Source organism: Rhodococcus sp. IEGM 1241, assembly GCF_033142365.1.
Taxonomy (GTDB): domain Bacteria; phylum Actinomycetota; class Actinomycetes; order Mycobacteriales; family Mycobacteriaceae; genus Rhodococcus_F; species Rhodococcus_F erythropolis.
The window spans coordinates 1,722,370-1,744,295 of record NZ_JAWLSE010000001.1; the positions used below are offsets into that span (position 1 = coordinate 1,722,370).

General features: G+C 63.7%; 19 protein-coding genes. 9 read left to right on the plus strand and 10 right to left on the minus strand.

The genetic code is table 11. The features are described 5' to 3' along the window. Positions 1-36: 36 nt before the first annotated feature. Entirely contained in the window at positions 37-687 is a 651-nt protein-coding gene (gene pnuC, locus R4P70_RS08330) for a nicotinamide riboside transporter PnuC (protein WP_317830655.1), read from the minus strand. After that, a complete protein-coding gene (locus tag R4P70_RS08335) occupies positions 687-2,291 on the minus strand; it encodes a peptide chain release factor 3 (RefSeq protein ID WP_135000451.1) in 1,605 nt (534 codons plus the stop codon). The genes pnuC and R4P70_RS08335 overlap by 1 nt, the downstream gene beginning before the upstream one ends. A gap of 353 nt (positions 2,292-2,644) precedes the next feature. Here R4P70_RS08335 and R4P70_RS08340 point away from each other — a divergent pair, with 353 nt between their 5' ends. Then, positions 2,645-4,279 carry a fatty acyl-AMP ligase gene (locus tag R4P70_RS08340; RefSeq protein ID WP_031331014.1) on the plus strand — a complete coding sequence of 545 codons (1,635 nt, stop codon included), beginning with the start codon at positions 2,645-2,647 and terminating at the stop codon, positions 4,277-4,279. A gap of 3 nt (positions 4,280-4,282) precedes the next feature. On the opposite strand, the gene pth is transcribed toward R4P70_RS08340, so the two are convergent. Both pth and R4P70_RS08350 read right to left on the minus strand, forming a co-directional pair. Then, the gene (pth, locus tag R4P70_RS08345) at positions 4,283-4,855 is read right to left on the minus strand and encodes an aminoacyl-tRNA hydrolase (protein ID WP_003946229.1); all 573 of its coding nucleotides are present in this window, start codon (positions 4,853-4,855) and stop codon (positions 4,283-4,285) included. Positions 4,856-4,961: 106 nt separating this feature from the next. Then, the gene (locus R4P70_RS08350) at positions 4,962-5,570 is read right to left on the minus strand and encodes a 50S ribosomal protein L25/general stress protein Ctc (RefSeq protein ID WP_020908579.1); all 609 of its coding nucleotides are present in this window, start codon (positions 5,568-5,570) and stop codon (positions 4,962-4,964) included. A 290-nt stretch (positions 5,571-5,860) separates the two neighbouring features. On the opposite strand from R4P70_RS08350, the gene R4P70_RS08355 reads away from it, so the two are divergent. Next, entirely contained in the window at positions 5,861-7,066 is a 1,206-nt protein-coding gene (locus tag R4P70_RS08355; protein ID WP_020908578.1) for a GAF domain-containing protein, read from the plus strand. Here R4P70_RS08355 and R4P70_RS08360 read toward each other — a convergent pair. Together R4P70_RS08360 and R4P70_RS08365 are read right to left on the minus strand one after the other, a co-directional pair. Further along, a complete protein-coding gene (locus tag R4P70_RS08360) occupies positions 7,063-8,523 on the minus strand; it encodes an FAD-dependent oxidoreductase (protein WP_317830656.1) in 1,461 nt (486 codons plus the stop codon). The two genes, R4P70_RS08355 and R4P70_RS08360, sit on opposite strands and share 4 nt — an antisense overlap. 82 nt (positions 8,524-8,605) lie before the next feature. After that, a complete protein-coding gene (locus R4P70_RS08365) occupies positions 8,606-9,787 on the minus strand; it encodes an aminotransferase class V-fold PLP-dependent enzyme (protein WP_047888913.1) in 1,182 nt (393 codons plus the stop codon). A gap of 14 nt (positions 9,788-9,801) precedes the next feature. On the opposite strand from R4P70_RS08365, the gene R4P70_RS08370 reads away from it, so the two are divergent. The 5 genes from R4P70_RS08370 to egtD all read left to right on the plus strand — a co-directional run bounded on the left by R4P70_RS08370 (position 9,802) and on the right by egtD (position 15,398). Then, positions 9,802-11,076: an APC family permease gene (locus R4P70_RS08370; RefSeq protein WP_317830657.1), complete on the plus strand. Its 1,275-nt coding sequence runs from the start codon at positions 9,802-9,804 to the stop codon at positions 11,074-11,076. A 78-nt stretch (positions 11,077-11,154) separates the two neighbouring features. Next, positions 11,155-12,378 (plus strand): ergothioneine biosynthesis glutamate--cysteine ligase EgtA, encoded by a 1,224-nt coding sequence (gene egtA, locus R4P70_RS08375; protein ID WP_019744662.1) that lies wholly within the window; start codon positions 11,155-11,157, stop codon positions 12,376-12,378. After that, on the plus strand, positions 12,375-13,682 hold the full coding sequence (gene egtB, locus R4P70_RS08380; RefSeq protein ID WP_317830658.1) for an ergothioneine biosynthesis protein EgtB: 1,308 nt from the start codon (positions 12,375-12,377) through the stop codon (positions 13,680-13,682). The genes egtA and egtB overlap by 4 nt, the downstream gene beginning before the upstream one ends. Before the next feature lies 1 nt (position 13,683). Continuing rightward, complete coding sequence (egtC, locus tag R4P70_RS08385) at positions 13,684-14,430, plus strand: ergothioneine biosynthesis protein EgtC (RefSeq protein WP_019744660.1); 747 nt, start codon at positions 13,684-13,686, stop codon at positions 14,428-14,430. Then, positions 14,427-15,398, plus strand: coding sequence for an L-histidine N(alpha)-methyltransferase (gene egtD, locus R4P70_RS08390; RefSeq protein WP_019744659.1), 972 nt, complete (start codon positions 14,427-14,429; stop codon positions 15,396-15,398). Before egtC ends, egtD begins: the two co-directional genes overlap by 4 nt. 12 nt (positions 15,399-15,410) lie before the next feature. Here egtD and R4P70_RS08395 read toward each other — a convergent pair whose 3' ends face one another. Then, on the minus strand, positions 15,411-15,755 hold the full coding sequence (locus tag R4P70_RS08395; protein WP_041816113.1) for a DUF4288 domain-containing protein: 345 nt from the start codon (positions 15,753-15,755) through the stop codon (positions 15,411-15,413). A gap of 96 nt (positions 15,756-15,851) precedes the next feature. On the opposite strand from R4P70_RS08395, the gene R4P70_RS08400 reads away from it, so the two are divergent. After that, on the plus strand, positions 15,852-17,393 hold the full coding sequence (locus R4P70_RS08400; protein ID WP_317830659.1) for an HNH endonuclease signature motif containing protein: 1,542 nt from the start codon (positions 15,852-15,854) through the stop codon (positions 17,391-17,393). A 108-nt stretch (positions 17,394-17,501) separates the two neighbouring features. After that, positions 17,502-18,707 (plus strand): PQQ-dependent sugar dehydrogenase, encoded by a 1,206-nt coding sequence (locus R4P70_RS08405; protein ID WP_020908570.1) that lies wholly within the window; start codon positions 17,502-17,504, stop codon positions 18,705-18,707. Between the two features lie 3 nt (positions 18,708-18,710). Here R4P70_RS08405 and R4P70_RS08410 read toward each other — a convergent pair whose 3' ends face one another. From R4P70_RS08410 to R4P70_RS08420, 3 genes are all read right to left on the minus strand, one after another. Further along, the gene (locus R4P70_RS08410) at positions 18,711-19,598 is read right to left on the minus strand and encodes a cyclase family protein (RefSeq protein ID WP_317830660.1); all 888 of its coding nucleotides are present in this window, start codon (positions 19,596-19,598) and stop codon (positions 18,711-18,713) included. After that, complete coding sequence (locus tag R4P70_RS08415) at positions 19,598-21,178, minus strand: SLC13 family permease (RefSeq protein WP_317830661.1); 1,581 nt, start codon at positions 21,176-21,178, stop codon at positions 19,598-19,600. The genes R4P70_RS08410 and R4P70_RS08415 overlap by 1 nt, the downstream gene beginning before the upstream one ends. A 78-nt stretch (positions 21,179-21,256) precedes the next feature. Beyond that, positions 21,257-21,913, minus strand: coding sequence for a hypothetical protein (locus R4P70_RS08420; protein ID WP_024487329.1), 657 nt, complete (start codon positions 21,911-21,913; stop codon positions 21,257-21,259). Positions 21,914-21,926 lie beyond the last annotated feature (13 nt).

Below are 21,926 nucleotides of genomic sequence, written 5' to 3' on the forward strand. Positions count from 1 at the left end.
TTAATCGACGCAAACATACCAGGAGTCTGTTTACTGTTACACCCCTTGTGGAGTTCGGCGTTGAATGCGCAGCCACATCGCGAAGCCCCACAGAACGAAGAATGCATAGACCAGATAGAGGATCGCCGACGGGTAGTACCCGGCCCGGAATAGAAGGGGAACGCCGACAACGTCGACGCCGATCCAGATGAGCCAGAACTCGGTCCAGCCGCGTGCCATCCCGTACGTCGCGAGGATCGAGCCGGTGAAGATCCAGGCCTCCGCCCACGCTCCGTACGAGCCGAGAAGGTCGAAGATCCAGGCGAAAGCGATTGTGCCGCTTGCCATGACGGCGATCATGGCGACTCGCTCGCGAGTTGTCGCCCAGTGGGGCAGGACTGCGCGACCGGAGTCACGTGCCCCACGTCGCCACTGGGTCCACCCGTAGACGCTGACGGTGATGAACAACAACTGACGGCCGGCCTGGCCGTAGAGATTGAGCTCTTGCGGCGTGTGGAAAAGTGCGCCCATGAAGACCGTGAACAACAAGGCATTTCCGGCTATACCGACAGGCCACGCCCATACCGAGCGTCGCGCGCCCGCGATCGCGGAGCCTATTCCGAACGCGTTTCCGATGATCTCTCGCCAGAGAATCGTGGCGCTGCCGATGTGCAGTTCAGCGTCGAACAGCGCCTCGATCAGGCTCATCAGTCCGCAGCAGCGACGAGGGGTTCGAGCGTCAGATCCGGGAGTTCCTTCTGGATGTACTGCAGGCGCCACTTGTCACTGACAAGGGCGAGCAGGACACCGTCGGATCGGGTGAAGACCTCCACACCGCGCTGACGGTTCAGTTCGACCTCGGACGCGGCGTCGGTACGGCGGGCCAATGCGTAGCCGAGTGGTTCCATCTTGGCCTCGACGTTGAACTCGGCCTTCATGCGCGCTGCGACGACCTCGAACTGCATCGGGCCGACAGCAGCCATGACGGGGGAGGCGTCGCCGCGGATGTCGTTGCGGAGAATCTGGACGACGCCCTCGGAATCGAGTTGATCGACTGCACGGCGGAACTGCTTGTACTTGCCGGCGCTTTCGGCGCGCAGGATCGAGAAGTGTTCCGGCGCGAACGACGGGATCGGCGGGAACTCAACCTTCTTCTCGGTGTACAGCGTGTGGCCGGGTGCGAGTGCGGTGGCGTTGACGAGGCCGACGACGTCGCCGGGGAACGCGGATTCGACGGTGGAACGTTCACGGCCGAATACCGTCTGCGCGTACTTGGTCGTGAAGGGCTTGCCGGTTTGAGCATGTGTGACAACCATGCCGCGCTCGAACACGCCGGAGACGATGCGCATGAACGCCAGACGGTCACGGTGCGCGGTGTCCATACCGGCCTGCACCTTGAAGACGACCGCACTGAACGGATCGGTGACCTCGCGCGGCTTGCCGCTGAGGTCTTCGCGGCCCCGCGGCGGCGGCGCCAATTCGACGAGAGTGTCGAGGATCTGGCGGACACCGAAGTTGAGCATCGCGGACGCGAAGATCACCGGGGACGTCTGACCGGCGAGGAACATCTCCTGATCGTGGTCCTGGCCGGTAGCGGAGAGCAGTTCACTCTCCTCGGCCGCGGTCTCCCACTCGGAGCCTTCCTTGGCGAGCGCCGCGTCGGCGTCCATGACCTCTTCGGGGGCGATCTTCGCGCCGCCTGCGGTACGGGTGAAGCGGACGTACTCGCGAGCCTCACCGTCTTCGCCGCGCCGCAACAGTCCTCGGAAGTCGCCGGCGATGCCGACGGGCCAGTACAGGGGAGTGGGCGTGAGGCCGATGCGTTCGCTGATCTCGTCGAGCAGTTCGAGAGGAGTCTGGCCGGGACGGTCCCACTTGTTGATGACCGTGATGACCGGAATGCCGCGGTGACGGCACACCTGGAACAACTTGAGGGTCTGCGGTTCGAGGCCCTTGGCAGCGTCGATGAGCATGACGGCTGCGTCGACGGCGGTCAGGACGCGGTACGTGTCCTCGGAGAAGTCGGAGTGACCGGGGGTGTCGACGAGGTTGATGACGTTGATCTGCTCGTCCGGGGTCTCGGACGAGTGGTAGTTGAACTGCAGTGCGGTGGAACTGACGGAAATGCCGCGGGCCTTCTCCATCTCCATCCAGTCCGAGACCGTCGACTTGCGTCCGGCCTTGCCGTGGACGGCACCAGCCTCGGAGATCTTCTTCGCGTGCAGTGCCAGCGCTTCGGTGAGTGTCGACTTACCGGCGTCAGGATGCGAGATGACGGCGAAGGTGCGGCGACGCTCCGCCTCGGCGGACAAGCCCTTGGTCGTCGTCGTGACCGCGACCGACCCGCTCTCGGTTGAATCGGGGCCTTCGGTGTCGGACTGGACAGTCGAGTCGGAAGGGACGGTCGAGTCGGACGGGGTAGTCAACGAAGAACCTCTCGAAGTGGGCGTCGGTGCCGGCGACGTGCCGGTGCGCGGACAGGTGGAGAGTGCGGCAGCACAACAGAGAAAGGATACTCGCAGACCACGAGGCAGTAGCCACTGCGGCGTAACACTCGGCGAAGGATCGCTGATTATCAATGTATGTGTGTGTTCGAACACACAGCCATTTGTGTCCTGCGAAGAGTTGCACTGAATCGAAGAGTGACACTGACCGAGGAGTTGCGTTGAGCAAGTTCACCGAAGAGATGTACGCGACCGCCGCAGTCACCGACCGCGGCCTGGTGACGGGAGAGCCCGACAACGCTTTCCGTCAGACCTGGGGCGACATCCACCAGGAAGCTCGGCGCATGGCCGGTGGCCTGGCCGAGGTCGGCATCGATCGCGGCGTCGCGATCGGCATTCTCGCCGGACAGCCCGTCGACATCGCGCCTGCCTGCCAGGCGACGTGGATGCGCGGTGCGTCGGTGACGATGCTGCATCAGCCGACCCCCCGAACGGATCTGGGCGTCTGGGCTCAGGACACCGAGACGGTGATCGACATGATCTCCGCAAAAGCCGTCATTCTGGGTGCACCATTCGACGCGGCCAAGCCGCTCCTAGAAGAGCGAGGCATCACCGTCGTGACGGTGGACGAGCTTCGTAGCGGAACGTCGATCGATCCCGTGGAGACGGCTGAATCGGATATCGCACTCCAACAGTTGACGTCAGGTTCCACCGGTTCGCCCAAGGCCGTGCAGATCACGCACGAGAACTTCTACACAAATGCGTACGCGATGATCAACCGCATCAAGTTCTCCATCGAGGACGACGTGATGGTGAGCTGGCTTCCGCTCTTCCACGACATGGGCATGGTCGGCTTCCTCACGGTTCCGATGCAGGTGGGCGCCGAGGTCATCAGCATCACGCCGATGGATTTCCTGCGCACCCCGGTGCTGTGGGCGGAACTCATGGGCAAGTACGGCGGAACTGTCACCGCCGCACCGAACTTCGCGTATTCGCTCTTGGCTCGTCGACTCGCACAGGCAGAAGACGGGGCAGTCGACCTGTCCAGCGTCCGATACATGTGGAACGGCGCCGAACCGGTGGATCCCGACACGATGGATGCCCTCGCCGAGGCCGGTGCGCGTTTCGGTTTGAACCCGACCGCGCTCGCTCCCGTGTACGGAATGGCGGAAACCACGCTAGCCGTGTCGATTCCGGATCCCGATCAAGGTCAGGTCCTCGACTACGTCGATCCCGACTTCCTCGAGTCGATGTCTCGGGCGGTGCCGTCCAATCGCCCCAACGCTCGTGCCCTCGCCACACTCGGAAAGATGGTGCCTGACCTCGAGGGACGCATCGTCGACCGCGACGGCCAGGTGCTTCCGGCCCGCGGCGTCGGAATCATCGAGGTTCGCGGCAAGGCAGTGACCCCTGGTTACGTCACGGTGGAAGGTCACAAGCCGGCGCAGGACTCCGACGGTTGGCTCGATACCGGTGACGTCGGGTACTTCACCGAAGAAGGACTGGTCGTGGTGTGCGGGCGAGTCAAGGACGTCATCATCATGGGCGGCCGGAACGTGTACCCCACAGACATCGAACGGGCGGCCGGAAGCGTTGCCGGTGTGCGCCCGGGAAATGCCGTCGCAATCCGTCTTGATGCCGGCCAGAAGCGTGAGAGCTTTGCGGTCGCCGTCGAGACCAACGCTTTCGAAGATCCGGAAGAGGTCAAGCGCATCGAGCGCGAAGTGGTCCACGCCGTGGTTGCCGACGTCGGTGTCCGGCCTCGCGCCGTTGCGGTTCTGGGCCCCGGCAGTATTCCGAAGACGTCGTCGGGAAAGCTCCGCCGCGCCAATTCGGCTGCCCTGCTGGGTAACTGACTGTCAGTGCAAGCGGTTCTGTGCGGCTTCGAGCCCGAGTTCGAGCAGTAGCTCGACTGCATCCGCAGCTTCTTCGCACACGAGATCGAGTTCTTTTCGCTCCGTGGACGAGAACGGCTTGAGAACGTAGTCCGCCGGGTCCATGCGGCCCGGCGGGCGACCGATCCCGACGCGCGTGCGCAGGTAGTCCTTGGTGGTCAACGAACTCGAAATGGACCGCAGACCGTTGTGTCCGCCTTCGCCGCCGCCGAGTTTGAGTCTGATGGTCCCGAAATCGAGATCCAGTTCGTCGTGGACGACGATGATGTTCGCGGCATCGACCGAGAAGAATCGCGCGAGACCGGCGACCGCGCCACCCGAGAGATTCATGTACGAGCGTGGTTTTCCGAGAATCACGCGTCGTCCGGCGAGGCGACCTTCGACGATTTCGGCGCCACTCTTCTTGTGTACGTTGAACTTTCCGCCCATGCGCCCGGCAAGGGTGCCGGCGACCATGAAGCCGACGTTGTGCCGGGTCTTCTCGTACTGCGGGCCGGGATTACCCAGGCCGATGACGAGGGCGGTATCTGTGCTCAACGGACGCTACTTTCTGGCTTGTTTTTTCCTGCTACGCACGAACGGCGCGTCACTCCGAATCGGAATGACGCGCCGCGCGCAGTGAGTTCTGTTGGAACCGAGAGGATCAGGCCTCTTCTGCAGCCTCGTCGGCGGCGGGAGCTTCTGCGCCCTCTTCGAGGTCAGCCTCGGTCGGTGCAGCAACGACGTTGACGATCAGGGTGTCGGCGTCAGCCTGCAGGACGGAGCCGGCGGGCAGTTCGAGCTGGCTTGCCAGGATCTGGGTGCCGATTTCGAGGCCCTCGACCGAGACCTCGATCTGCTCGGGGATGTGGAGGGCGTCTGCCTCGATGGAGATGGTCGATGCATCCTGCGCGACCATGGTGCCTGCAGCAGCGTCACCGACGACTACGACGTGAACGTCGATGGTGACCTTCTCGCCCTTCTTGATGACGAGGAGGTCAGCGTGCTCGATGTAGCTGCGGATGGGGTGCACGACGACCGACTTGGTCAGTGCAACCTGCTCCGTGCCCTCGATGTCGAGGGTGAGGATGGCGTTGGTGCCCTGTGCGCGGAGGATGCGAGCGAAGTCGCGAGCCGGCACGTTGAGGTGGCGGGGATCTTCGCCGTGGCCGTACAGAACCGTGGGGACCTGGCCGTCGCGACGTGCGCGGCGAGCTGCGCCCTTGCCGAATTCGGTGCGGACGACGGCGACGAGGTTGTTTTCTTCAGACATGATGAAACGGCTCCTACAACTCACGGGGTTCGTGCTCGGTTTACTGACGTGTGGTTTTGCCTGCGGCAAGGCGGACAGGCGCGCACACGGCCAGGAGCGAAACGCTCGAGCTGAGCCGTAGCCGCGTCGATCACGGTAAACCTGCAACGTGTGGAACTGCTGCGATTCACCCTCGCCGAGACAACTTTGGATACGTTACCGGAGTTTGCTCCCCGCCGCTAATCGCAGGTGGTGGGGACCTGGCCGTGTGGACGTGGTTCGCGTCACATCGAAAGCGGTAGCCTGACGGAGTGACCACCGTGGGGAGCGCTCCCGAAGGCAGTCGGCTCGGTGCCGTCGTGCCGGGTACCGACCTGTCGCAGCATGCGCGCCTACTGAGCCGGGTGCACGACGCAGTTCTCTCGGGGCAGGAACCACCGGCGCAGCCGCGGACCGTCGTGGCGCGATCGTGGTCGCGGGTGGCCGCGGGTGGGCTCGCGCCCGATCATTGCGGCGCGTCCGCTGTCGCCGATTTCTCCGAGTTGGAGTCGAGGCGTTCGCGTACCGCGCTGCGCAGCGTTCTGCCCGAACTGCGAACCACGCTCACCGAGGTCGCCGAGGACGCGGGCTTCATCGTGGTCGTTGCCGACGCCGACGGTGTCCTGCTCTGGCGTGAAGGGGCGAAGACCGTCAAACGTGCGGCGGACGCACTCGGGTTCGCCGAAGGCGCGCGCTGGTCGGAGCAGTCGGTGGGTACCAACGCGATCGGTACCGCGCTGATCGAAGATTCTGCGGTGCAACTCTTCTCGGCCGAGCACTATGCGCCGACGCATCACAATTGGTCATGTACAGGCTCGCCCGTGCACGACCCCCGGACAGGCGAGATCCTGGGTGTGGTGGACATCAGCGGGTCCGCAGCCTCGGTGCATCCCACCACTGTCGCGCTGGTTCGCACCGCGGTTCGCCTCGCGGAGGCGACGCTGTGGCGCGAGCATTCAGCTCAGCTCGATCGCCTGCGCTCGCGGGCGGCGCCATTGTTCGCGGCGGGCACGGGTCCGGCATTGGTGGTCGACGAGTTCGGCTGGGTGGCCGGCGCCAGCGGGATTGCCGCGCCTGACCGGGTGGCGGCACCCAGTGCGGGAAAGCCCGTCATCGTGCCAGGTCTTGGGATGTGTCTGCCTGAGCCGCTCGGTGACGGCTGGCTGTTGCGCACCGGCGTCGGCGGGCCGGTGATCGAGCTCGAGCTGTCCCTCGGTGCATCGCCGCAGGTGACGGTGCGTGGTGATGCAAACTGGACGCGCGCGCTTTCGCCGCGTCACGCTCAGATCTTGCGTGCGCTGGCAGCTGTGGGATCGGCTGGCGTGGATGCCGCAGGCCTGAGCGAAGTGCTCTTCGGTGATCGCGAGCATGTGGTGGCAGTGCGCGCCGAGGTGTCCAGATTGAGGAAACACCTCGGCGCGGTTCTGCAGACTCAGCCGTACCGCTTTGCCGACGGCGTGCGGGTTGTGGTGACCTAGCGCGCTGCGCTGATTCCGGCACGACGTCCGAAGAAGCTGCCGTCGCCGAGACTGGTTCCGCTGGCGTAACCACCTGCGCAGACACCGGACGTGCAGCGCCCCGCTGCGAACAGTCCGGGGATCGGCGCACCCGAGACGTGCAGAACCTCGGAATCGACGGTTGTCTTCAATCCTCCCAGCGTGAATCCGCCTGTGCGGCCACGTAGATCGATTGCCGCGAACGGGCCGACGATCGGCTTGACCCACTCGGACTTCTTGCCGAGCACCGGGTCGGACCCTTCAGCCGCGTGACGGTTGTAGAGGTCGACGGTCGATTGCAGCGATCCGGCGGGAAGCCCCACCTCGGCTTCGAGTTCCTCGACGGTTTCCGCCACCCAGGTCGGCTGCGCCCGCAACTGCGCACTGGACGATTCGGCATTCATGCCTTCCTCGTACGCAGCTTCGTCGATCACGAGGAATGCCTGGTTGTCCTGCTGGAACAGTGTTGCCTGTCCGATGCGGCCCGGGTAGGTGTCTTCGGGGATGTATCGCTGACCACGGCCGTTGACAAGAATGCCGCGCACCATCAACTGTGGGTCGCAGAAGAACGCGACCTCGGTGGCGTCCATGTGTGCGGTGTCGGCGCCCAGAGCCTGACCGATCTGGATTGCGCGGCCGTCGTGCGCTTCGATCGAGGCCGCCGGGTGGCCGAAGATACGCGGTGCGTTCGAGCGCACCATCTCGTTGTTGTACGCGAAACTGCCCATCGCAAGCACGACGCCTTTGCGGGCACGAATCGCGACGTCCTTGCCGTAGCGCTTGGCGACAACTCCCACGACCCGATCGCCGTCGACCACCAAAGTCTGGACACGCAGATCGTATTCTGCACGGACACCGAGCTTTTCGGCCGTCTCGACGAGTGGCTTCATCAGCATGTAGCCGCCGCCCTGCTCGCCGGTCTTCTTCTCGCTCATCTGCGGGACGTGTCCGCGGGGCGCGGGATCGACGAGCGCGTTGAACGGTGCGGCGTTTTCGCCGCCTGAGTACATGAGGCCGTCGTCGTACGGCGGTTCCCAGCCGGGCTGACCCCAGAACGATTCCTTGAACGGGACGCCGGCGTCGACGAGCCAGTTGTAGTGATCGACGCTGCCCTCGCAGTACGCGTCGATCTTCGTGTCGTCGGTTCCGGGGCCGAGCGCTGCCTTCATGAACGTCTTCATGTTCTCGACCGAGTCCTCGAACCCGCACGCCTTCTGCAACGGCGTTCCACCGCCCAGGTAGATGAATCCACCAGCCAGTGACGCGGCTCCGCCCCAACCGCCCGTCCGCTCCAGGACGAGCACCTCGGCGCCGGCACGCGCTGCTTCGATCGCAGCGGTGACCCCGGCGATGCCGTATCCCGCGACGACGACGTCGGCCTCGTAGTCCCAGGTGGTGATGTCTGCAGCGGAGATCGGTCTGACGGTCGGGTCGGCCATGCGAAGCGTCCTTTCGGAAGACGAAACTACTGATCGCCACACAGTTGCAGTTTCGACTTCCGCGGATCAGGTGTGGTCCCGGTCAACGGGAGGTTTGTAATCTCCTGACCGCGCTAAGGAATGCGTCCAGGTCCGCTTCGTCGACGAAGTAGTGCGGCGATGCGCGAACCACGGCGTCGAGCCCGCGTGCATCCATGTCGAGGAGCGTGGACCCGCGACCGCTGACGGTGACGGTGATGTTCTGTGCTGCAAGCTGATCCCGCACGAGGTGCTCGGAAATACCTTCGACGGTGAAGGAAACGATGCCGCTCAGCTGGGTCCCTCGATCGTGGACGTCGACTCCGGGAATCGATGCCAGCCCTTGCCGCAGCGCGACTGCTCTGGATTCGATCTGTGCCCACACCGTGTCGGTGCCGATCGAGAGCAGATAATCGGCGGCGACGCCAAGACCCAGGCGCGCAGCGACACTCGTCTCCCAGAGTTCGAATCGTGTTGCGTCCGGTGCAGGGACGAAGCTGTTCTCGCTCGTCCATTCCGCTCCGTGCAGATCCATCGCAGCAGGTTCGAGCGCGTCGACGAGTCCGGGGCGGACGTACAGGAATCCGGTTCCGCGTGGCCCGCGGAGCCACTTGCGGCCGGTGGCGCTGAGGGCGTCGATGCCGAGTTCGGTGACGTCGATGGGCAACTGGCCGAAGGACTGGCACGCGTCGAGCAGAACGAGAGAGCCATGGGCTCTGGCCAATTCGACGACCTCGCAAACGGGGTTGATCAGGCCGCCGTTGGTGGGGACGTGGACGACGGAGACGAGGCGAACCCGATCGTCGAGCATGTTCTCGAGTGCGTCGAGGTCGATGCGTCCGTACTGATCGCTCGGGATGATCTCGACGTGGGCGCCGGTCGAACGCGCCCGCCCCAGCGCGGCGATGGCGTTGCTCGCGTATTCGACTCCGCTGATGAGGATTCGATCACCAGGTCCGAGCGAAACCGAGGCGAAGAAGTCATTCCACGCGCGGGTCGCGCTGTCCGTCAACGCGATATCGGTTGCCTGAGCGCCGATGACCCGGGCCAGCGAATGCGGAACAGCAGCCAGGGCGCCGCTCTGACGAGCAGCTGCGACGTATCCGCCGACGTCGGCTTCACGTCGCAGGTGCTCGATCATCGTGGTCAGCACCGGCTCGGGCGGGAGCGAGGATCCCGCGCTGTCGAGGAACACCTTGTCGAGGCATCCGGGAGTGTCGCGGCGGATCGTGTCGAGATCGAACATGGCACCTTCCGTTCATGTCGGTGTGGTTCAAACTACCTGTGAACGAAGCTGTCCCGATGGAGCGAAGGCTGGGCACGGTCGATGCCGTAGTGATCGGCCTCGGCGCGATGATCGGCGCCGGAGTCTTCGTGGTGTTCGCGCCCGCTGCCGCAGTAGCCGGTACCGGGTTGCTTGTGGGCCTGGCGGTTGCAGCGTTCATCGCATTCTGCAACGCGACGTCGTCGGCGCAGCTTGCGGCCAGATACCCCACGTCAGGTGGGACCTACGTCTACGGACGTGAGCAGCTCGGACCCTGGTGGGGGTTTGCCGCAGGCTGGTCGTTCGTGATCGGGAAGACCGCGAGTTGCGCGGCAATGGCCCTGACTTTCGCGACGTATGTTGCGCCTACGGCCTGGCGTGTTCCCGTCGCGGTATTGGTGGTGGCGGCGCTGGTTGCAGTCAACTACCGCGGAGTGACGCGGACGGCGCACATGGCCAGGGTGATCGTCGCTGTGTCGGCGACCGCACTGTGCGTAGCGCTGCTGGTTGCCGTCGTCGGTCCTGGTGCAGTGCGCGAGCTCCCGGATCTCGCGTTCGGGTCGTGGTACGGAATCCTGCAATCGGCGGGGCTGCTGTTCTTCGCCTTCGCCGGCTACGCCAGGATCGCAACACTGGGGGAGGAAGTGCGCGATCCGCGCCGCACGATTCCGCGGGCGATCCTGATTGCTCTCACCGTCGCCGTCATCCTCTATGCACTGGTAGCGGTGGTGCTGTTGGTGACGTTGGGACCTGATCGGCTGGCGAACTCGGCACGGCCCTTGGCCGATGCAGTGGGCGCGACCGGGTGGAACTGGGCAGTTCCCGTAGTGGTGATCGGTGCCGTGGCGGCGTCGGCGGGGGCGCTGCTGGCTCTGATCGCGGGGGTGAGCCGTACGGCGATGGCGATGGCACGCGAGCGTGATCTGCCGGTTGCCCTGTCAGCCGTCCACCCACGGTTCGAGGTACCTCACCATGCGGAACTTGTGGTCGGTGCTGTCGTGATCGTTTTGGTGTCGACAACCGATCTTCGTGGGGTGATCGGCTTTTCGTCGTTCGGAGTGCTGCTCTACTACCTCGTCGCGAACGTGAGTGCGTACAGCCAGCGCGGGGTGGACCGGATGTATCCGAAGTGGCTGCAAGCGGTCGGCGCGGCTGGTTGTGTCGTTCTGGTGGTCACACTTCCGTGGATTGCGGTTGTTTTCGGGGTAGGTGTTGTTCTGGCCGGTTGTGGGTACCGGTGGATACGACTGAAGAAATTCAACGACACGTAACACCACAAAGGGTGCATCTCGGACGTTGGCGTTCTATCGTCGGTAGCGACCGCGAAGACCGCCCGAAGGGGAAGTCGAATGGTGACAGCAGCGTTGACAGCAGCACAGACCACGCAGGTGGATTCGCGTCCTGCGGCCGAGGCCTACGTCGGTGGTGTGTGCTTCAAACAGGGGCCACCCCGCTTGGTAGGAGCTGAACTCGAGTGGCTGACCAGCCACGTTCCCGGTGGAGAGAGGCCGTCAGCCGCGACTCTGGCAAGGGCACTCGGGCGACATGCACCCACCAGTATCGACCCTGATTCACCGGCGGCACCGCTTCCGCGTGGCAGCCTCGTCACCGTAGAACCTGGCGGACAAATAGAACTCTCCTCAGCGCCGCGCACGTCCGCTCGCGAACTGTGTGACTGCCTCGACGACGACCGTCGTACTCTCGAAACACTCCTCGCGCCGTACTCCATCGAAATCAGTTCGGCGGCGGCCGACGTCGCCCGTCCACCTTCCCGGATTCTCCGGCTGCCGCGTTATTGCGCAATGGAATCCCGCTTCGCCGGGATAGGACCGTACGGCACCTTGATGATGTGCAATACCGCGGCAGTACAGATCAGTGTCGATGCCGGCGGCAGCCCGGAGTCCATCGCCCAGCGTTGGCGGCTCCTCGGGGACATGGGCCCGGCTCTCATCGCAGCGTTTGCGTGTTCTCCACGCTTGCAAGGGGTTCCGAAGGGAGATTGGGCGTCCCAACGCATGCGGACGTGGCTCGAACTCGATTCCTGGCGAACGGTCGCAGTCCCGCAAGTGCAGGACTACGCCGGCTGGGCGCTCGATGTTCCGCTGATGTGTGTGCGAAACGAGGGTGACGATTGGACGGCTCCGCGGGGTGCCACTTTCGGAGACTGGATAGACGGCGCTGTGGATGCCGAGATCGGACGCCGACCCGTCTGGGCAGACTTGGACTATCACCTGTCCACGCTGTTCCCGCCGGTTCGCGCCGTCGGGCATCTGGAGGTTCGCTACATCGATGCGCAGCCGGGAGATCTGTGGCGAGTACCGGTAGCAGCGATCGACGCGTTGCTGTCCGGGCCTGCCGTGATGAGGGAGGCCAGTGATGCTGCAGCATCTACGGCCGGGCGGTGGCGAGACGCGGCGGAGTACGGATTGGACGATGTCGAACTGCGTTCGGCTGCAACCTCTCTGATGTCGCTTGCCGCGTCGTACGCGCCAGAGCCGCAGTTCGTTCGTCTTCTCGATGCCGCAGCCGAACGGTGTTGTCGCGCAATCGTGCCCGGTGAGAGCGACACATGACGGGGGAGATCACCAAGGAAGCGGTCGAGGCCGTACTTCTGCGAGCGCGTGAGCGGTCGACGCTGCTCACCGACTGCGTCGACGATACCGAATTGATCGCTCAGCATTCCCCGTTGATGAGTCCACTCGTGTGGGACCTGGCGCACATCGGTAATCAAGAGGAACTCTGGTTGGTGCGTGATGTCGGTGGCCGCGATCCGGTGCGTAGCGACATAGACGAGCTGTACGACGCTTTCAAGCATTCGAGATCGTCGAGACCCACACTTCCCCTGCTCAACCCGGCCGAGGCGCGCGAATACGTACGTACGGTCCGTGGGAAGGTCTGGGATGTGCTCGAAGCCAGCACGTTCGGTCGTACAGAACTCGACGTGGACGGTTTTGCCTTCGGGATGATCGCGCAGCACGAGCAGCAACACGCCGAGACCATGCTCGCGACCCACCAATTGCGTTCGGGGCCCACGGCACTCGTTGCGACTCCCGCTCCGCAAGCGGCCCGCATGCCGGAACTCGACGAGGTCACGATTCCCGCCGGCCCCTTCGTCATGGGGACCGACGACGAACCGTGGGCACTCGACAACGAGCGCACTGCGCATCAGGTCTATCTCACCGACTTCGCGATCGACAAATTCCCGGTCACGAACGGGCAGTTCGTCGAATTCATCGAGGACGGCGGGTATTCCCGACCGGAACTGTGGTCTCGCGACGGTTGGCGGCATCGCGTCGACGCGAAACTTCGTGCACCCCTGTTCTGGGAACACGACAATTCGGGTTGGTGGCACGAGACTTTCGGCGTCGAGGCTCCGGTTCCGCCGGACAAGCCGGTAGTGCATGTGAGCTACTACGAGGCCGAGGCCTACGCCAGCTGGGCAGGCAAACGGCTTCCCACCGAGGCGGAATGGGAAAAGGCCGCGCGCTGGGATCCGGAATCCGGAAGATCACGACGGTTCCCGTGGGGGGACGCGTCCGCAGACGAGAATCTCGCCAATCTCGGTCAACGCCATCTCGGCCCCGCCGGCGTCGGTTCTTACCCAGCAGGGGCGTCAGCAGCGGGTGTCGAGCAGTTGATCGGCGACGTATGGGAGTGGACGTCTTCGGGTTTCCATCCGTATCCGGGTTTCCGGGCATTCCCGTATCGGGAGTACTCGGAGGTATTCTTCGGCGGCGACTACAAGGTGTTGCGAGGGGGATCTTTCGGGACCGACAGCGTTGCCTGTCGTGGGACGTTCCGTAACTGGGACCATCCGATCAGGCGCCAGATCTTCTCGGGTTTCCGTTGCGCCAGAACGATTTCGGGTAGACCCTGACATGTGTCGGCACCTCGGGTATCTCGGGCCGCCACGTTCGGTTCGTGAACTCATCCACGACGGCGAGAACTCACTGATGCGACAGTCGTGGGCACCTCGCGAGATGCGCGGCGGCGGGACCATCAATGCCGACGGATTCGGTGCGGTGTGGTGGAACGGTGGAAGACAGGGACGGTACCGCAGTATCTCGCCGATCTGGTCGGACCCGACAGTCGACGAGACGTTGTCCCACATCGTTTCCGGATCCGTTCTCGCCGCCGTACGTTCCGCGACGGAGGGGATGGCCGTCGAGATCGGTGCCTGCGCACCGTTCGTCGACGGAACCTACGCTTTCAGTCACAACGGAGCGGTATCCGGTTGGCCTGGATCACTTGCCGACTTGGCGGCAGAAGTTCCGGCCGTCGAACTGCTGAAGATGCCCGCCCCGACGGATGCTGCCTTGTTGTGGACAGTGCTTCGGCATCGGTTGAAGTCGAAGCCCGCGGAGGTCGCCGTGACGAGCCTCGTTCACGATGTGGCTGCGGCGGCGCCGGATTCACGATTGAACCTCCTGTTCGGCGACGGGCAGGAACTGTGGGCCACGGCGTGGGGCCACACGTTGTACACGCGGGTCGACGAGTCGCGGGCCCTGATCGTTTCCGAACCGTTCGATCGATCCCCGGACTGGGAGCAGGTGCCGGACCGGCACATCGTCTGCGCGCGTCCCGGCCATGTGATCATCACCCCGATCCCGATGGGAGAAAAATGAAAACCCCTACGCTCGAGGTTTATCTGACACCGGCCGAATCGGTCGACGCACTGCGAGCCGAGGCCAGGGAGGGTCTGACCGCTACGCCGAAGTGGCTCTCGCCCAAATGGTTCTACGACGCGCGTGGAAGTGAACTGTTCGAGGAGATCACGGCCTTACCCGAGTATTACCCCACCCGTACCGAACGCGGCCTGCTCACGCAGTACGCCGACGAGATCGCGGCGTTGACCGAACCCGAGATCCTGATCGAACTGGGTTCAGGTTCCTCGGAGAAGACGCGGTTACTCCTCGACGCGATGACGGCTCGCGGAACTCTGCGAACGTATGTACCGCAGGATGTTTCGGTGACGGCCCTCGAAGGCGCGGCGCAGCAAGTCGGCGCCGAGTTTCCCGGAATCGACGTGCTCGGAGTGGTCAGCGACTTCACCGGTTCGCTGCATCATCTGCCCGGTGGTGGACGGCGCGCGGTCGCTTTTCTCGGCGGAACTCTCGGTAATCTCGTTCCCGCAGAACGAGCCGAGTTCCTCTCGGGGATCGCAGCGGTGCTCGCTCCGGGGGAGAACCTGATCCTGGGTGTGGGATTGGTGATCGATCCGGCGGTTCTCGTGCCCGCCTACGACGACGCTGCCGGCGTGACTGCCCAGTTCAACCTCAACGTTCTCGCGGTCCTGAACAAGCAACTGGGAGCGAACTTTCCCTTGGAAGACTTCCGTCACGTCGCGCTCTGGGATGCCGAGAACCAGTGGATCGAAATGCGGTTGGAAGCACTTCGTGAACTCTCGGTGCATATCGACGACCTGGATCTGGAGATCACCTTCGCGGCGGGCGAGCAGCTACGCACCGAGATCTCGGCGAAGTTCACCGAGGACGGGATTGCCGCGGAGCTCGCGTCCGCGGGCTTCGGGGTACGGAAGGTGTGGACAGATCAGGATCAGCGCTTCGCGTTGTTGTGCGCGCAGCGGGCGTGAAGTGGGCGCTTGTCAGAGGATGCGGTCTCCTCCTAGAAGTGTCTCAAAAGTTCTGTAGGCGGCAATATTTGAGAAGTGTCGAGAGTAGAGATCTGCGGTGCCAGTATGGACAGCGTCGGACACCGGCGCAAGATCCACGAGATGCGCGAGTTTTACATAGGACTGGTCATCGCTCGCGCCGAGCGGATACTCCTGCTCGCCGGCCTTGCGTTCGAATTTTGACTGCGCCTCAGCGGGGTCGCCAGCCCAGATGAGATAACAGTCCTCTCGGTAGAAGCACCCGACCCCGTCATTCTTCCCCAACTCGAATATCGCTATGCCGAAGTACGGTTGATCTCGTGTCGGATGCTGAGTCATGCGATTGAACGTAGTGACATCGGAGCGCAGAAGGTATCGGTGAATACCCCGGGATTTCGCAAAAACTTGTCGGTGGGCGCCCGTAGAATCGCTCATATGTTCGAATCGAAGACTTCGGCGGACGCACTGTTTCGGCAGCATGCGGAAATCGCGCGCGCCCACTTCCTCGAGATCGACGCGGTCACTGCGCTGTACTTGGACCGTTGTGAGGAGGATGCCGCGGGTGGAGTCAACGAGGCTTTTCGGGGTCAATTCGCGCACGTGGAGATCGCGTCGATACTGAGCATTACGGAGTACGCCGCGCAGAAAATGATTGCACTGGGATGTGACCTGCGCTGGCGACTTCCGCGGGTGGCGGCCGCTTTTGCTTGCGGTGACATCGATCTGGCCAAAGCGACGGCACTGTCCGAAGCTCTCGCCAACGTTTCCGAGCACGCGCTCGATGACATCGAGCGACTCCTCGTGGACGGTGCCTGTCGTGCAACCGGTAACAAGTTGAAGGCGCGCGCACGAGGTCTCATTGCTCGGCACGACCCTGATGGGGTGCGTGCCAGGCGAGTTCGTGCGGAGGCGGATCGGGACGTTCGGACGTGCGCGTCGCACGACGGTATGTCGACTCTGGACGGAATGCTTCCAGCGGTCGGCGCTCAGACTTTGGCCACCAGGCTCCGAGCGATGTCGATGCAGGTGTGTGGTTCCGATCCGAGAACTTTCGGGCAACGTCGTGCCGATGCACTGATCGCATTGGCGGAAGGAAAGACGTCGTTGGATTGTCAGTGCGACGGCGATTGCACCCGTAGGGATGATACGAAGACCTCCGCGCTCCCGATTGCGACAATTCTTGTGGGTGTCAACGCTTCCACCCTGCTCGGATTCGACGACCTGCCAGGCTATTTGCAGGGGTACGGCCACATCGATGCCGACCTTGCGCGCGCGATCGCCGCGGACGCCACCTGGCAGAGAGTCCTCACCCTTGCACCGTCCGAGGTGCAACATTGTTCGACTGCGGGGGCAGTCGGACCGGTGCTCGGCGTGGGTCGGTCGATGCGCTCACCGGAGATATTGCCCGCTGCGGCAAGGGATAATCGCTCGAGAAGGAACAGTGGTTCGCGGCGCGGTGAATCCACGTACCAGCCGTCCGCGGCGTTGGCGACGATTGTAAGGACGCGAGACGGTACGTGCCGCTTTCCGAATTGTGTTGTGCGTTCGGATAGTTGCGATATCGATCACACGGTGCCGTTCGATCACGGCAACCCCGCTCAGGGAGGGCCTACTGCAGAACGGAACTTGGCCTGTCTGTGTCGAAAACATCACCGACTGAAGACGTTTGGCAGGTGGACAGTGAAGCAAATCGGAGGTGGTCTTCTGGAGTGGAAAGATCCGTCAGGACGACGAACGGTTACCGCGCCCGTAGGCCCATTCTGTGACCCGGAACCGAGAGTGCCCGACGCGGCGAGACTGCATTTGACGGACGACGATGCGCTGGAACGACGTTTCGGACTTCGGGACAGGGGAGCGGAAGCGGATCTCGAATACCTCCTGGACTGGAGTGTGCCCGGCTGGCGGAAGGCACGATCTGCATCAAGACGTAACGCGTCCCCACTGGCGAACGCCTTCCCGGAGTTTGCCGACTTCTGAAGGGGTTTCGTTTCTCCTGTGGCCTGCGGGTATAGCGAGAGGGCCCGAAAAATGGTGTTTGTCTGTTTATAGTGAGGCGCAGAACGGTTTCCGACCCGAGGAGAACGCGTGCGTCATCCGAAGCTCGCCGCATTGACCGTGGCCCTGACTGCAGTACTGGTGATGCCGGTAACGCAGAGCGTGGCTCAACCCTTCCCCTTCGACCCCGGCAGTTTCGGCAACGGCAGTACCGGATCGCTGGGCGGTGACGACCCGGACATTCCCATAGAGAACACCCTCCCGCAGCTGTCGGTCACCACACTCGTCGACGGACTCGATCACCCCTGGGACGTCGTGGCAGCCCCGGACGGCGCGATCCTGACGGGACAACGGTCCGGCGGATTCTTCGTACGCCGCGGCGACAACACGACAGGTCCAGTCTCTGCTGACCTTTCGGATCTCTACGCTCAGTCCGAAACCGGGCTCATGGGCATCGCGCTTGCCCGTGACTTCGCTCAGTCGCGCACCCTCTACACCTGCCAGGGATTCAGCGCTGGGGGAGTCACGGACGTTCGAGTGATCTCGTGGACCGTCGACGCCGGATGGACCGCACTCACGCGGACCGGAACCGTATTGCCAGGGATCCCGGTCTCGTCCGGGCGTCACGGGGGTTGCCGAATTCTTGCGGCCCAGGACGGAACGCTGTTCGTCGGGACGGGTGACACCGCGACGCCGAGCGTTCCGCAGGATCCGAATTCGCTGGGCGGCAAGGTCTTGCACATCAACGCCGACGGATCTCCAGCAGCGGGGAATCCGAACGCAGGCAGCCCCGTCTACACGCTCGGGCATCGCAACGTCCAAGGCTTGGCCGTGCAACCTGGAACCGGCCGGGTCTACTCGGTTGAACAGGGCACAAGCGTCGACGACGAAGTCAATCTGCTTACCCCCGGCGGAAATTACGGCTACCGCCCGGATCGGCTTCCCGGAACGTACGACGAATCCGTGCCGATGACCGATCCCGTGCGAGTGCCGGGAGCAATTGCGGCGGTGTGGCGTTCGGGTAGCTCCACGTTGGCTACCGCCAGCGCTGCCTTCACGGGCGGAGCGGCGTGGGGCGCCTGGGACGGTGCACTCGTAATGGGTGGTCTCAAGAGCAAGGAACTGATCTTCCTCCGCCTCAGTGCCGACGGCCGTTCGGTCGACGCGCAGACCTTCGGATTGGTGAACCAGTTCGGGCGCTTGCGCTCGGTGACTCCGACGCCGGACGGCTCGCTCCTGGTGACCACCGACAACGGAGCAGGCGACAAGGTGCTGCGGGTGACGCCAACGCCCTGATCTTCAATACCAGGCAATGACCCGGCACGGACCACCCGAACCACCCGCATGCGTCGGCGCTCCCACCATCACCGTGGCGCCGACGGCCGGAAGTGCGGACAGGTTCGCGAGGGCTTCGACTGCGTACTTTCCTGAGCCCAAAGCGCTTCGGTGAGCCCCGTGGGTGGTGCTTCGGCCCGCGTCGATGCTGAGGGTGTCCGAACCCACGGCCACTATGTCGCGCTCGCGGACGAGGAAGTCGATCGCTTCGGGGGCGAATCCCGGAGTGTGTTGCACGCCGTGTACATCTCGATTCGTGAAGGCTCCGCCGGCACCGGCCCGGGTATCCCAACCCGAGTTCATCGCGACCAGGCTGCGGGGAGCGATGGTCCCGTGGAGGGACTCCCAATCGAGGATGTCCTGGCGGGTGAGCAGTGTGTCGGGGTCGACGGAGGCTCGGGCACTGATGTCGACGACCGCAATCGGCACGACAAGGTCGGCGACGGGAATCTTCTCGACGGTGATTCCGTCCGCACTGGCGTGTGCGGGAGCGTCGATGTGCGTACCGGTGTGTTCCTCGAGGCGGAGTTCGTTGAGGTAGAAGTTTCCGCCGAAACCAGCGGACCCGAGCGAGCCCAGGGACCCGCCGGCGTCGGCGATCTTCGCCAGGTTCCTCATCTCGAACGAGCGCGCGCCCGGCCACACCGGGAAATCCGGCGTCAGTACATGGGTCAGATCGACGATGGTCCGACCCGATGGTGCTGCCGACGCGATGGGCTGCACCGCGCCGGTAACGACGGTCGCACCGAGCGCAGTAGTGCCGAGCGCCGCGAACATAGATCGTCGGCTGACTTTCCGGCCCTCTCGTCCGATCGATTCGTAGACCTCCGACAACACCTTGGGTGAGCACATCAGAAACTCCAGATCACTGGGATCAACACCGTCGCAACTACCAGGAACCACAACAACATCGGGAGTCCGAGCTTCCAGTAGTCGCCGAACTTGTATCCGCCAGGTCCCATCACCATCATGTTCGCGGGAGTGGCGACGGGCGTCAGGAAGGAGGCTGCGGCAGCGACAGTCACCGTCATCAGAAGGGGCAGCACCGAGATATCGAGTTCGCTGGCGACCGAGATGGCGATCGGCGTGATGATCAGCGCGGTCGCGGTGTTGCTGATCAGCTGACCCAGCGTCGCCGTCACGACGAAGAGTCCGGCGACGACGACATACGGGCTTGCACCACCGACGACGTCGACGAAGGCATGAGCGAGTTTCTCGGCTGCGCCGGTCTGCTGGATCGCGGTCGAGAGCGGGATCATTCCACCGACAAGGATCAACGTGGTCCACGAGATGGACCGATGCGCTTGCTCCACGCTGATCACTCGTAACAAAACCATTGCACACGCCGCGAGGAGTCCGGCTATCGCCGACGGCACCAATCCGAAGGTCAACATCACGACCATCGTCGCGACGACGACGAGGGCGATGACCGCGCGAGTTCCCAACGGCGCTGCCTGCTTACGGATCTGACCAGGTGCGTCGACCACGAGGACGTTCGGATCGACCGCGGTGTGCGTGTCGAGATCGTCCCAGCTGCCTTGCAGGAGGAGCGTGTCACCTGCCGCCAACTTGACGCCCTTCGGGCCGCAGTCCTCACCGGCACGCTGGACCGCGAGGATCACCAGATCGCCACTGTCGGTCACCATGCCGGGAAAAGCCCTGTCGCCGATCATTTCCGAGCGCGGCGGGATTATCACTTCGACCACACCGTCGTGCTTGGTGATCAAGGGCTCTGCGGACGGCGCATCCTTGCCCATCAACTGATACTGCTTCGCGAGGGTCTTGGCGTGCCGGCTCAGGTCAGGCGACATCGACGTCCCCGCACGATGGGGGAGGACGTGAGGACCGAGAAGTACGGCGATCGCGATCGTTCCCACTACGAGCGGCGCACCGACCAAGGTGAAACTGAAGAACCCGAAAGCACCGGCCCCGGATTCCTCGGCGGCTTCGGAAACGATGATGTTGACCGGTGTTCCGGTCAAGGTGAGCATCGAACCGGCATGGGCGGCAAATGCCAACGGCAGAAGCAGTTGTGACGTCGACTTACCGAGACGCACTGCCAAGACGACCACCATCGGCACCAGCGCGGCTACGGCTCCGTTGACGCTGATCAATGCGGTCAACGCGGCAACCAGCAACATGATCGCACTCAAGAGGCGAACACGGGATTCGCCGACTTTCGCCAGTAGTTTCTCGCCCGCCCACGTTGTGACACCGGTGGCGTCGAGGGCTTCGCTGACGACGAAGAGCGCGGCGATGAACACCACCGTGGGATCGCCGAATCCGGCAAGCGCCTGCTCCATCGTGATGACGCCGGTGGCGTAGAGCGCCAGGGCAGTGCCGATCGCGATGATGCCGACCGGGATTCGGCCGATCACGAACAGCGCCACGACCAGTGCAAGCACGACAAAGGTGATGGTGATGTCATTCACGATTCGTAAAGGTACCTGCTCATACAGAACGGCCCCGTCTCGCAAGGGAGACGGGGCCGTGGGACGGACGCGAAGGAATTAGTTGGAGGCGGCGATGCGAGCCTTCTCGAGAGCGGCCAGCGTGCGAAGAACCGTGGCCTTCTGCTTGTTGAGATCGCTCAGTCGCGCGCGCGCCGGCAACCCTTGTGCGAGTTCGGCGACCTTGATCTGCTCGTCGATCGAACCGAGCTGATCGAGAAGCCCTAGGACGCGAGCCTGGAGCGTGTCGATGTCCACGGTGTCCGTCTTGACCGGAGCGGCAACGCGCGTCGCTGTGCCCGTGCTGGCGGGGCGGGAAGCCCGTGCGGGTGACGTGTCGGCGACAACCGTTGCGGCACGGGGCCGAATCGCCTTGCGAACGGCGGCCGCATCGGGAAGGACGTCCATGCGGATCTCGTTCAGAACTCGGCGAGCCTCGCGAGCGTTGACGCGGTACTCGCGTTCTTCGTCGTCGTCGGACTGCAGCGTGCCGCCGAGCGGGCGCAGACCGTACATACCGAGGAAGCGCTTCGCGTCGTCGATGATGCCTTCGTTTTCACGACATTTTCCACAGCGGGGTTCGTTGCGGAACATGTCCACGGAGTTGTCGTCTCCGCACCAGACACAAGATCCTGGGCGCCACCGCCGGATCGTCGGAACTGATGAATTCAGGGAATGAGATTCGGGCCGGGATTCCAGGGTTTGCGCGTCGATCACGACGAGCCACACT

What these genes read in the sequence shown, in the direction of transcription:
- pnuC (WP_317830655.1), bottom strand. Translation starts at nt 687, where the DNA reads ATGAGCCTGATCGAGGCGCTGTTCGACGCTGAACTGCACATCGGCAGC.
- R4P70_RS08350 (WP_020908579.1), bottom strand. Translation starts at nt 5,570, where the DNA reads ATGTCTGAAGAAAACAACCTCGTCGCCGTCGTCCGCACCGAATTCGGC.
- R4P70_RS08360 (WP_317830656.1), bottom strand. Translation starts at nt 8,523, where the DNA reads ATGGCCGACCCGACCGTCAGACCGATCTCCGCTGCAGACATCACCACC.
- R4P70_RS08365 (WP_047888913.1), bottom strand. Translation starts at nt 9,787, where the DNA reads ATGTTCGATCTCGACACGATCCGCCGCGACACTCCCGGATGCCTCGAC.
- R4P70_RS08370 (WP_317830657.1), top strand. Translation starts at nt 9,802, where the DNA reads ATGTCGGTGTGGTTCAAACTACCTGTGAACGAAGCTGTCCCGATGGAG.
- egtA (WP_019744662.1), top strand. Translation starts at nt 11,155, where the DNA reads ATGGTGACAGCAGCGTTGACAGCAGCACAGACCACGCAGGTGGATTCG.
- egtB (WP_317830658.1), top strand. Translation starts at nt 12,375, where the DNA reads ATGACGGGGGAGATCACCAAGGAAGCGGTCGAGGCCGTACTTCTGCGA.
- egtC (WP_019744660.1), top strand. Translation starts at nt 13,684, where the DNA reads ATGTGTCGGCACCTCGGGTATCTCGGGCCGCCACGTTCGGTTCGTGAA.
- egtD (WP_019744659.1), top strand. Translation starts at nt 14,427, where the DNA reads ATGAAAACCCCTACGCTCGAGGTTTATCTGACACCGGCCGAATCGGTC.
- R4P70_RS08395 (WP_041816113.1), bottom strand. Translation starts at nt 15,755, where the DNA reads ATGACTCAGCATCCGACACGAGATCAACCGTACTTCGGCATAGCGATA.
- R4P70_RS08400 (WP_317830659.1), top strand. Translation starts at nt 15,852, where the DNA reads ATGTTCGAATCGAAGACTTCGGCGGACGCACTGTTTCGGCAGCATGCG.
- R4P70_RS08410 (WP_317830660.1), bottom strand. Translation starts at nt 19,598, where the DNA reads ATGTGCTCACCCAAGGTGTTGTCGGAGGTCTACGAATCGATCGGACGA.